General features: G+C 73.2%; 5 protein-coding genes. All 5 read right to left on the bottom strand.

The window, feature by feature from the left end; all coding sequences use genetic code 11:
• The coding region (locus JGS39_RS28930) for a type I polyketide synthase (RefSeq protein WP_219572559.1) at window positions 1-7,311 on the bottom strand (7,311 nt) is incomplete at its 3' end.
• Between the two features lie 110 nt (window positions 7,312-7,421).
• On the bottom strand, window positions 7,422-8,780 hold the full coding sequence (locus tag JGS39_RS28925; protein WP_219572558.1) for a methylaspartate mutase: 1,359 nt from the start codon (window positions 8,778-8,780) through the stop codon (window positions 7,422-7,424).
• Entirely contained in the window at window positions 8,777-9,277 is a 501-nt protein-coding gene (locus JGS39_RS28920) for a cobalamin B12-binding domain-containing protein (RefSeq protein ID WP_306071725.1), read from the bottom strand. Before JGS39_RS28920 ends, JGS39_RS28925 begins: the two co-directional genes overlap by 4 nt.
• Window positions 9,274-10,536 (bottom strand): type III PLP-dependent enzyme domain-containing protein, encoded by a 1,263-nt coding sequence (locus JGS39_RS28915; protein ID WP_219572557.1) that lies wholly within the window; start codon window positions 10,534-10,536, stop codon window positions 9,274-9,276. The genes JGS39_RS28920 and JGS39_RS28915 overlap by 4 nt, the downstream gene beginning before the upstream one ends.
• Window positions 10,533-11,993: an AMP-binding protein gene (locus JGS39_RS28910; RefSeq protein WP_219572560.1), complete on the bottom strand. Its 1,461-nt coding sequence runs from the start codon at window positions 11,991-11,993 to the stop codon at window positions 10,533-10,535. Before JGS39_RS28910 ends, JGS39_RS28915 begins: the two co-directional genes overlap by 4 nt.
• Window positions 11,994-12,066 lie beyond the last annotated feature (73 nt).

The raw sequence follows: 12,066 nt of genomic DNA, 5'->3' as shown, positions 1-12,066 counted from the left end.
CACCTCATCGAACGCCTCCGCGAACACCGGATACGCCTCATACAGCTCCCGGCCCATACCGAGCCGCTGCGCACCCTGCCCCGTGAACAGGAACGCGACCTTCCCCTCGCTGACGGCGTCCCGCACCGGCCCAGCACCGGAGGCCAACGCCTCCAGAGCGGCGGCGAGTTCCGTGCGATCAGCCCCGAGCGCGACGGCGCGGTGGTCCAGAGCCGCGCGGGTCGTCGCGAGGGCGTGGCCCGTCGCGGCGAGGGCGTCGTCGGGGACCGTCGCGAGGTGGCCGAGCAGGCGTGCCGCCTGGGCGCTCAGCGCGTCCGGGGTCCTCGCCGAGATCGGCCAGACGACCTGGCCGGACGTGGAACCGGCGGTCTCGGGCTCGCCCTGCGGCGTGGTGGCCGGCTGCGTGGTGGCCGGCTGCGTGGTGGCCGGCTGCGTGGTGGCGGGCGGCTCCTCGATGATCACGTGGGCGTTGGTGCCGCTGATGCCGAACGACGACACCCCGGCTCGACGCGGGCGGCCGTGCGCGGGCCAGGCGGTGGGGCCGGTCAGCAGTGCGACGGCGCCGGATTCCCAGTCCACCTGGGATGACGGCTCGTCGGCGTGCAGGGTGGCGGGCAGGGTGCCGTGACGCATCGCCTGCACCATTTTGATGATGCCCGCCACACCGGCTGCCGCCTGGGTGTGGCCCATGTTGGACTTGATGGAGCCGAGCAGCAGCGGACTGTCGTCCGACGGGCGCTCCTGGCCGTAGGTCTCCAGCAGCGCCTGGGCCTCGATCGGGTCACCGAGGACGGTGCCGGTGCCATGGCCCTCGACGGCGTCGACGTCGGCCGGAGTGAGGCCGGCGACGCTCAACGCCCTTCGGATGACGCGCTGTTGAGCGGGCCCGTTGGGTGCTGTCAGACCGTTGGACGCACCGTCGGAGTTGACGGCGGAGCCCCGGACGAGGCCGAGGACCCGGTGACCGTTGCGTTCGGCGTCGGAGAGCCGCTCCAGCAGGAGCATGCCGACACCCTCGCCCCAGCCGGTGCCGTCCGCACCGCTGCCGAACGACTTGCACCGCCCGTCGGTGGCCAGGCCTCGCTGCCGGCTCATGTCGACGAACGTGTCAGGGGTGGACATGACGGTGACGCCGCCCGCGAGGGCGAGGCTGCAGTCGCCGCGGCGCAGCGCCTGGGCGGCCCAGTGCAGGGCGACGAGTGAGGACGAGCAGGCGGTGTCGACGGTGACGGCAGGGCCTTCGATACCCAGGGTGTAGGCGACCCGTCCGGAGACCACGCTGGCGAGGCTGCCGTTGCCGTGGTAGCCGGCCACGTGCTCGGGCAGCGGGCCGAGCCGCAGCCCCCAGTCGTGGTACATCACACCGGCGAACACACCGGTGTCGCTGCCGCGCAGGGCGTGCGGGTCGATGCCCGCGCGTTCGACGGTCTCCCAGGCGATCTCCAGCAGCAGTCGCTGCTGGGGGTCCATGGCCTGTGCCTCGCGAGGGCTGATGCCGAAGAACTCGGCGTCGAAGTCCGCCGCCCCGTAGAGGAATCCGCCCTGGTCGGTGAGGCTCTTGCCCGGTGTGCCGGGCACGGTGTCGTGAATGTCGGTGGCCCAGCCGCGGTCGGTGGGGAACGCCGAGACGACATCGCGCCCCTCCTCGACGAGCTGCCACAGCTCCTCGGGCGAGGTGACGCCGCCGGGGTAGCGGCAGGCCATGGAGACGATGGCGATGGGGTCGTCGTCGGAGGCGGTGACGGCGACCGGGGCGGGCAGGCCGGCCCGGCGTTCCGTGTCTTCGCCGAGCCTGGACGCCAGATGGTCGGCGAGGGCCCCGGGCGAGGGGTAGTCGAAGACGAGGGTGGCCGTCAGGGGCAGGCCGGTGGCGGAGCCGAGCCGGTTGCGGAGTTCGACGGCCGCGAGGGAGTCGAAGCCCATCTCGTTGAACGCCCGTGTGGTGACGACGCGTTCGGGTCCGTCGTGGCCGAGGACGGCGGCCACCTGGGTACGGACCAGGTCGAGGAGGGCCTCGCCACGCTCCGAGCGGGTCAGGCCGGACAGGCTGCGCGCGAGGGACTGCTCGACCCTGATCCCGCCACCGCCCACGGCGCGGCGCGGCGGACGGACCAGAGCGCGCAGGAGGGCCGGTACGTCACCGGCGCGGGCGTTGAGCGTGCGCAGGTTCAGCCGTACGGGCATGACGGCCGGGTGGTCCGCGGTGGTGATCGCACGGTCCAGGAGCGCGAGGTTCTCCGTGACGGACAGGGGTTGGAGACCGAGGCGTTCGATGCGCCGCAGCGCGGCCTCGTCGAGGGTGCCGCCCATGCCGCCGGTGCCGGTCCACAGCCCCCAGGCGAGCGAGGTCGCGGGGAGTCCGAGGGCGGCGCGGTGGGTGGCCAGGGCGTCGAGGAAGACGTTGGCGGCGGCGTAGTTCCCCTGTCCGGCACCGTCCAGCACGGTGGCGGTGGAGGAGAACAGGACGAACGCCGACAGGTCCATGTCGCGCGTGAGTTCGTGCAGGTGCCAGGCGCCGTCTGCCTTGGGCCGCAGGACGGTGTCCAGGCGGGCGGCGTCGAGGGAGTCGACGAGTGCGTCGTCGAGCACTCCCGCCGCGTGCACCACGGCGCGCAGCGGCAGCCCCGCCGGTACGGCGGACAGCGCATCGGCCATGGCATCGCGGTCGGCTGCGTCGCAGGCGGCGATCACGACCTCCGCGCCGAGCGCGGTCAGCTCGGCCCGCAGCTCCTCGGCTCCGGGGGCGTCCGCGCCCCGGCGGCCGGTGAGCAGCAGTCCGCGTACGCCGTGTGCGGTGACCAGGTGCCGGGCGACCGTGGCGCCGACGCCGCCGGTGCCGCCGGTGATCAGGACGGTGCCGTCGGTGGGCCAGGGGGTGGAGGCGGCGGTGTCCGGTGCCTGCGTGGTGCGGGCCAGTCGGGGGACGTACAACTGGCCTTCGCGCAGCGCGATCTCGGGTTCGTCCATGCCTGCGGCCAGGCGCAGCAGTTCGTCCGTGCCGAGGGAGCCGTCGGTGTCGAGCAGGAGGAAGCGGCCGGGGTGTTCGGCCTGGGCCGAGCGCACCAGACCCCAGGCGGGCGCCTGGGCGAGCGAGGCCGGCTCCCCCGCGGCGGCGGCCACCGCGCCCCGGGTGAGCACGGTCAGCCGGGCGGTGGCGGACCGCTCGTCGGCGAGCCAGTCCCTCACGGCCGTCAGCGTGGCCCCGAGGACCGTACGGACGTCGGCGGCGACATCGGGCCCTGCCGGTGCGGGGCAGATGTGGACGGCGGCGTCGGGGTCCGGCCGGGTGGCGGCGGGGGCCGGGAGCGGGGTCCACCGGACGTGGTGCAGCGCGTCGGGGTGGGCGGTGGCGGCCAGTCCGTCCGCGGCGAGGGGCCGGACGAGGAAGGAGTCGATGGAGGCCACCGGGGCTCCGGTGGCATCGGCCAGTTCGAGGGCGACCTCGTCGGGGCCGGTGGCGGTGACGTGTACCCGCAGCGTGGTCGCGCCCGCCGCGTGCAGGGTGACTCCGGTCCAGGCGAAGGGCAGCAGGATGCGGTCGTCCGGGGTGTCCGTGGCGGCCGTTGTGGCGAAGTCGGTGGCGTGCAGGACCGCGTCGAGGAGCGCGGGGTGGAGTCCGTAGGCGGAGGGCGCGTCGCCGGCCGTGCCGGGCAGCCGCACCTCGGCGAACACCTCGCGCTCCCCGCCCCTCCAGACGGCTCTCAGGCCCTGGAAGGCGGGCCCGTAGCCGTAGCCCTGCGTGGCGAGGTCACCGTAGAGGCCGGTGATGTCGAGGGGCTCGGCGCCGGGGGGCGGCCAGGTGCCCGCCGCGAAGTCCGCGGTCTGCGGCCCGGAGGGGGCCCGGGGAGCGAGGCGGCCGGTCGCGTGACGGGTCCACGGGGCGTCGGCGGGGGCGTCCTCGTCGCGCGAGTAGAAGGCGAGGGCGCGCCTGCCGTCGGTGCCGGGGGCGTCGACGACGATCTGGAGCGCGACGCCGCCCGTGGTGGGCAGGGTCAGCGGGGCTGCCATGACGAGTTCGTCGAGGCGTTCGCAGCCGGTCTGTTCACCGGCCCGGACCGCGAGGTCGACGAACGCGGTTCCGGGCAGCAGGACATGGCCGTCGATCACGTGTTCGGCGAGCCAGGGGTGCGAGCGCAGCGAGACCCGTCCGGTGAGGACGGCGCCCCCGGTGTCCGCGAGACCCACCACCGCACCCAGCAGGGGGTGGCCGGCGGCCATCTGGCCGAGTGCCGTCGCGTCCTGGGCGGCGTCCGGGGCGCTGAGCCAGAACCGCTCGCGCTGGAAGGCGTAGGTGGGCAGTTCGACGCGACGGGCGCCGGAACCGGCGAAGAAGGCGTTCCAGTCGACGCGGGTGCCGCGTGTGTGGGCGACGGCCACGGCGGCGAGCAGCTGGTGCGCGTCGTCGTGCCCGCGTCGCAGGAGCGGGGTGAACGCCGCGGTCGGAGCGGCGCTCGCGCGGCCCATGGCGCAGAGCACCGGGTCGGGTCCGAGTTCGAGGAAGGTGGCGACGCCCCGGTCCGTGAGGGAGGCGACGGCGTCGTGGAAGCGTACGGGCGCGCAGATGTGCCGCACCCAGTACTCGGGGTCCGTGAGTTCCTCCGCGGTGGCGAGCCCACCGGTGAGGGCGGAGACGACGGGGAGCTTCGGCGCGGTGTAGGTGAGGATCCGGGCGATCTGCCGGAACTCGTCGAGCATGGGTGTCATCAGCGGCGAGTGGAACGCGTGGCTGACCCGGAGCCGCTTGGTGCGGTGCCCGTCGGCCTCCAGCCGGGCGGCGAGGGCGGTGACCGTGTCCTCGTCACCGGACAGGACGAGGGACCGGGGGCCGTTGACCGCGGCGATGCTCACCGTGTCGCGGCAGGGCGCGAGGAGCGGGTCCACCGTCTCCTCGTCCGCCTCCACGGCGATCATGGCGCCGCCCTCGGGCAGTGCCTGCATCAGCCTGCCGCGCGCGGCGACGAGGGTGGCGGCGTCGTCGAGCGAGAGCACGCCGGCGACGTGGGCGGCGGTCAGCTCGCCGATGGAGTGCCCGGCCACGTAGTCGGGCTGGACTCCCCAGGACTCCAGGAGCCTGAACAGGGCGACCTCGACGGCGAACAGGGCCGCCTGCGCGTACATGGTGCGGTCCAGCAGAGCCGCTTCGGGGCTGCCCTCGTCGGCGAACAGGACGTCCCACAGGGAGCGGTCGAGCTGGAGGTCGAGATAGCCGATGGTGTTGTCGAGGGCCTTGGCGTAGACGGGGTAGGCGTCGTACAGCCTGCGTCCCATGGCGAGGCGCTGGCTGCCCTGGCCGGTGAAGAGGAACGCGGTGCCGCCGCTCGTGGAGACCGAGGTGAACACCTCTGGGACGTCGCGGCCGTCGGCCACGGCGCGCAGCCCGTCGAGGAGGCCCGCGCGGTCGCCGGCGAGCACCACGGCACGGTGGGGCAGCGCGGAGCGGGTCGTCGCGAGGGAGCGGGCGAGGTCGAGCGGCCGGGCGCCGGGGGCGTTCTCGATGTGCGTCAGCAGGCGTCGCGCCTGGTCGCGCAGGGCGGCCCCGCTCTTCGCGGAGAGGGCCGCCGGCAGCGGCCGGGCCTCGTCGGCCGGGGCGCCGTCGCCCTCGGCGTCGCTCTGCGCGCTCTCGGCCGGCGGTTCCTCGACGACGATGTGGGCGTTGGTGCCGCTGACGCCGAAGGAGGAGACGGCGGCCCTGCGGGGGCGCTCGCCGGGCGCCCACGGCACGGGTTCGGTCAGCAGACGGACCTCCCCCGCCGACCAGTCGACGTTGGGCGAGGGCGAGTCCACGTGCAGCGTCGCGGGCAGCAGCCCATGACGCATCGCCATGATCATCTTGATCAGTCCGGCCGAGCCCGCCGCCGCCTGGGTGTGCCCGATGTTGGACTTCACCGAACCGAGCCAGGCCGGTCCCTCCGTGCGCCCCTGCCCGTAGGTGGCGAGCAGCGCCTGGGCCTCGATGGGGTCGCCGAGCGTGGTGCCGGTGCCGTGCGCCTCAATGGCGTCGACCTCGCCGGCGGTGAGTCCGGCGTCCGCGAGTGCCTGGCGGATGACCTGTCGCTGGGCGCGGCCGCTCGGCGCGGTCAGGCCGTTGGACGCCCCGTCCTGGTTGATGGCGGTGCCGCGTACGACGGCGAGGACCGGGTGGTTGTTGGCCCGGGCGTCGGAGAGGCGTTCCAGGACGAACACACCGGCGCCCTCGGCGAACGCCGTGCCGTCCGCGGCGGCGGCGAACGCCTTGACCGTGCCGTCGGCCGCGAGACCGCGCTGACGGCTGAACGCGGTGAACACGCCGGGGCTGCCCATGACGGCAACCCCGCCGGCCAGCGCGAGGCCGCACTCGCCGCGCCGCAGGGACTGGACGGCGAGGTGGAGGCCGACCAGCGATCCCGAGCAGGCGGTGTCGACGGTCAGCGCGGGGCCTTCCAGGCCGAGCGTGTACGAGACCCGGCCGGAGACCACGCTGGGGGCGTTGCCGCTGAGCAGATATCCGTCCAGACCGTCCGGTGCCTCGTGCAGGCGCATCGCGTACTCCTGCGGCTCCGCGGCGACGAAGACGCCGGTCCGGCTGGAGCGCAGGGTCTGCGCGTCGATCCCGGCCCGTTCCACGGCCTCCCACACGGTCTCCAGCACAAGGCGCTGCTGCGGGTCCATGGCGAGGGCTTCACGGGGGCTGATCGAGAAGAAGTCGGCGTCGAACTCGGCCGCGCCGGACAGGAATCCGCCGTGGCGGGCATAGGTGGTGCCGGGGGTCGTGGGGTCGTCGTCGAAGAGGCGGTCCAGGTTCCAGCCGCGGTCGGTGGGGAAGTCGTCGCGGATGTGGGTTCCGTCGGCGACCAGCCGCCACAGGTCCTCGGGCGAGGACACGTCACCGGGGTAGCGGCAGCCGATGCCGACGACGGCGATCGGGTCGTCGGTGGCGATGCCCGGCGCGACGACCGGATCGGGCAGGTCCGGCAGGCCCAGGGCCTCGGTGCGCAGATGTGCGGCGAGGGCCGCCGGTGACGGGTGGTCGAAGGCGACGGTAGGGGGCAGTGGGAGGCCGGTGGCCGCGACGAGCCGGGCGTGCAGGGCCACCAGCGCCACGGAGTCGAGCCCCAGCTCGCGGAAGGCGCGCGCCGGGTCCACGGTCTGTGTGGTGTCCGGCCGGGTCTGCCGCATGACGGCCGAGGTGTTCTCGCGCACCAACTCCAGCAGCACCCGGGTCTGCTCCGAGGTGGGGAGGGATTCCAGCTCACGCACGAGTGCGGCCTGCCGCTCCGTGCCCCCGTCCGGCACACCGTCGGTGCCAGAGACGAAGTTTTCCGACTCAGTCATCTGCACTCCACACAATTGTCGCCCGTCACCGGACGGAATTCACCAAGGAACCGCACCACTGCGGGTCACGCTATGAAGGCGAAGGGCCGCGCACAGCCCCTAGAGCCCCCCTAAGAGGAACCGGACTCCGGCGGCGCGATATCCGCGCGGCCACGGTCCCGGAAAGCACCGGATTCCATCGCCGGCCTGTCGAACGCCCTTTGTACGTAGGAGAGGTCGGCGATCAGTCCCGACGCGGTGGCCTCCCGGGTACGGGCCGGTCCGACGAGCCCGGCCAGCGGCAGCCTGCCGATGCCGGCCCACCGCAGCCGGCCGTCGCCGTCGATGTAGCTGCGGGCCCGGCCGTGGTTGTCCGGGTGCAGGCAGTAGGGGATGTCCAGGGCCCCCTGCCTGAAGGCGAGCTCGAATGCGTGCCCGATGTCGGGGGACAGTTCGAGTACGCCCTCGACCAGCGCTCTGGCCTCCAGGTACGTCTGCGAGTCGGACTCTGCGGGGGCCGGACCGCCGGGCCGCGCCGCCCGTGCGGTCAGGGCGGCCGCCTCGAGTGCGGCGACGTTCTCCGCGACGGTCGGGATCCGGCGGGACTCCGCCACGGTCTTCACGATGAGCCGCTCCGAACCGGAGGTGACAGCGAGCCGCGTCGCCTCGTCGAGCAGCCGGTACGCGCCCTCGTCCGTGGTCGGGTACACGCCCATGTAGGCGTAGATGACCACGTGCCAGTTGGGTGTCGGAAGCAATTCGCCGCAGAGCCGCCGCAGAGCCGCAACCGCTTCCCGGTCCTGGCCCGGGTGGGTCTGCTGGGCATAACTGAGCGACACACTGCGTATTCCGTGCTGGCAGAAGAAGAGCGCTTCGAGCACACTGATCGCCACCAGCTGGCTCGGTGGGCACAATTGCCCCAGCATGCAGCCGCCGAACGTCTCCAGATGGGGTTCCACTCCCGATTCCCGCAGCTGCGCGAAATCCTCGGTGCAGCGGACCCAGTTCCGTACGGACTCGTCCAGCGGAGTACGTCCGTAGGGGAGGCAGTAGGAGACGGGGCCGCCCTCCGTGGCGTTGATCAGCGTCCTGCGCAGCGCGGCGAAGATGTCCCCGGGAACGGCGGATCCGTGCCGGACCTGGACGGGGAACGTCTCGTCCCTGATGCCTGCGAGGACCTGCCCGGTCACGGCCCGGTCGTAGGTGACGATGGGATATCCGTTGAGCTTCGCGCCCGTACTCAACGCCTCGTCGACGGAGGCGAGTTCACCGACCCTCGTATAGCTGTCGAGGGTGATGGTGCCGACCGTCGTGGCGTCGGCGGCGCTGGTGGCGGCCAGTCCCGCGCGCATCGTGCCGGGGTCGCTGAATCCCATGCGGGGCTGGACCACCAGGTCGCCGGCGCGGCTTCTCGCTCGGACGAAGGCTCCGAAGTCCACCGGGCGCGCGCCCTCGGCCGTCCGCCGGAGCGGGTGCGCGCCCGGTCTCACGCGACGACCTCGGTACGTTCCAGGGGGCGGGCGGCCGGGGACAGCGTGCCGACGAACCGGCTGAACTCCCTTGTGGTGGAGGAGGAGTCGTCGAAGACGGCATCGAATCCGGCGGACATCAGTTCACCGATCGCCGCGTCGCTCTGGTGCCCGGCGACGCCGAGCTTGCCGCCGATGACCACCGGGGTCGAGGCCAGCTCCCCGCAGGCGCGCAGCGCGTCGATGACGCGCAGGCCGTCCTGGTGGCCGTGCCCGTTGACGCTGCTGATCACCACCAGGTCGGGGGCCGTCTCCCGGCAGGCGTCGATGAGGACCTGGTCCGGGACGCACGGGCCGAGGTTGATCACCTCGTAGCCCAGCTCCTCGATGAGCAGCTGGAGGAAGACGAGGTTCCAGGTGTGCGAGTCGGAGGCCACGGTCGTGACGACCACGGTGCCGCGCCGGGCGCCCGCCGGGCTCACGGTGTTCGTGGCGCCGTGCATCAGGCCGGCGCTCACCGCGCCTCTCCCTCAGCGGTGTGCGCGGACGTTCCGTCCACGGCCGCGTAGGAGCGGCTGTGCTCGATCCGGGAGACGGACAGCACCGCGTCGCCCCGCACCACCACCTCGGTGGGGGCCGGGCGGCCCAGGAACATCAGCAGGCTGGCGGTCGGCCCGTAGGCACCGGCGTTGGGGATCGTCACCAGGTCGCCCGGGGCGAGTGCCGGCAGGTCTATCTCACGGCCGAGGATGTCACCGGGGGTGCACAACGGGCCCACCAGACTGGCGGATTCGACGCACTCCCCCGAATCGGTCCCGACGGCGACGGGCAGCAGCCGGCCGAGGCCCGACATGCCGCCGAAGGTGTTGATGCCCGCGTCGAGGATGACGAACTTGCGGCCGCGGCTGACCTTGACGTTGCTGACCGAGGCGACCAGCGTGCCGCTCGCGCCGACGAGGTAGCGGCCCGACTCGCAGGCGAGCTCGGGGCCCTCGGTCCGCCACTGCGGGAAGTGGGTGTCCAGCGCGGCCGCGAGTTCGCCGCGCAGCTTGGGATACGTGCCCCGGCCACCGGGAACGGCGTACGGCACGGTGAAGCCGCCGCCGATGTCGAGGAAGCGCAGGGGAAGGTTCAGTTCGTCCTGGAGGCGGGCGGCCAGCTCGATGGTGTGCCGGAACTCGCCGACGAGGCTCTCCTCGTCCTTGGCGTTGCTCAGCGGGAAGAAGTGCATCCCGGTGATGCGGACGCCCTCGATGGTGCGCAGCTCGGGCAGGACGTCGGCCAGGGTCTCGCTGTCGAAGCCGAACTGCGAGGGGGTGCCGGTCATCCGGATGCTGCTGGTGGCGCTGGCGGTCGCGCTGTTGACGCGGAGCAGGCAGTCGGCCGTCGCACCGTTCGCCCGGGCGGCGTCTGCCACGTGGCGGACGTCGGAGACCGAGTCGGTGGAGAAGACGCGCACTCCCAGCCGGATCGCCTCGGCCAGCTCGCCCGGGGTCTTGCCGGGGCCGGTGTAGAGGCAGTCCTCGCCGCGGAATCCGGCGGCGAGGGCGGACTCCAGCTCGCCGGTGGAGCTGATCTCGGGCCGGCAGTGCCGGCCCTCGCCCTCGCGCAGGGCCCGGACCAGGCCGGGGTGGGGGTTGGCCTTGAGTGCGTAGAAGAGGGTGAACTCCTCGGGCAGGGCGTCGAACAGCTGCTGCCGTGCCGCGTCGAGCTCGTCGAGGTCGTACACGTACAGAGGTGTGCCGAAGCGTTCGGCCAGTGCCTGGTAGCGGCTCATCGCGCTTCCCCGTCGATCATCTCGGTCAGTACCTGCCGGGCGTTCTTCCCGTGCAGGCTCAGCGGCAGTTCGTCCAGGACGCGGCACAGGGCGGGCACCTTGGCCGGCTCCAGACGCTCGGCCAGTTCCTTCAGGACGGTGTGGGGGGCCAGATCGGTCTCGGCGAAGATGACCAGGTCGCGGGTGCCGGTGGGCGGCAGCGCCGTGGCGGTGCGCACGCCGGGGATGTCCATGGCGGCGGCCTCGATCTCCACCGTGCTCATCCGGATGCCCTTGCGCTTGAACATGTCGTCGCGGCGGCCCTCGAAGTAGAGGTAGCCGTCCTCGTCGAGCCGGCCGTAGTCGCCAGTGTGCAGCCGCGGCGCCCCGGTGTCCGGGTCGGGGCGGAAGGTGCGCGCCGAGAGTTCGGGGCGGCGCCAGTAGCCGGGCATGACGTGCGGTCCCACGGCGACGATCTCGCCGGTCTCGCCCGCCGGGAGGGACCGGCCCTGCGCGTCGAGGATCAGGACGGTGGTGCCGGGGAGCGGCAGCCCCACCGACTGGGGGCGCTCGTGTTCCCGGTCCGGCGGCATGATGCTGACGCGCTTGCACTCGGTCTGGCCGAACTGGCGGACCACCCGCACTCCGGGGAACGCCTCGCGCAGGGCGGTGACCGCGTGGTCGGGGAGCGCCGCGCCGGTGTTGGTGAACATCCGCACGGGGGGCGGGTCCTGGGCGTCGCGGGCGGCGAGGGTGCCGATCATCGCGGCCAGCGAGGGCACGATGGGGACCACNTCCCGCATCCGCCGCAGCAGTACGAGGTCGGACTCGCCGCCGTCCAGGACCAGTTGGGAGCGGCCCAGGCAGGCGAGCAGCACCTTGTACAGGCCGTAGTCCCAGGAGATCGGGAAGCGGCAGAAGACGACGTCGTCCGGCCGGTAGCCCAGCACCTCCTGGATGGCGCGGGAGGCGAAGGTGACCTGCGCGTGCGGGCACACGACGGCCTTGGGGGCGGCGGTGCTGCCGGAGGTGTAGACGAGGAACGCGATGTCGTCGGCGCTGATGGCGAGGGGTGCGGGCGCCGGTCGCCCCGCTGCCTCCTCGACGTGGGGCCAGATCTCCGCGAGGTCGTGCACGGGGAGGGCGGCGGCCCGGCCGAGCACCTCGGTGGTGGGGCCGTCGCCGATGATCAGGGAGGGTTCGGCGTCCTCGATGACGGACCGGAGGTGGTACTCCTTCATCGCGGGGTTGAGCGGCACCAGGATCACACCGGCGCGCGCGGCCCCGTAGACCATGGCCACCAGCTCGCGCCGGCTGGGCAGCTGCACGACCAGCCGGTCACCGCGTGCCGCGCCCTGTTCGGTGAGCCAGGCGGCGAAGCCGTGGCTGAGTTCGGCCATCCGGCGGTACGTGACCTGGCCGGCGGCGTCGTGCAGGCACTGCCCGTCCGGGGTGTCCGCGGCCGCGTCGTCGAGCAGGGAATGGACCGTCCCGCCGACCGTGGAGAATCAGAACACCACTTACGCGCCGACGGCGCACGGGAACGGCGGG

This window comes from Streptomyces poriferorum, assembly GCF_019399235.1.
Classification (GTDB): domain Bacteria; phylum Actinomycetota; class Actinomycetes; order Streptomycetales; family Streptomycetaceae; genus Streptomyces; species Streptomyces poriferorum.
The sequence above is the reverse complement of the archived record's forward strand: the minus strand, read 5'-3'. Positions and strand labels throughout refer to the sequence as shown.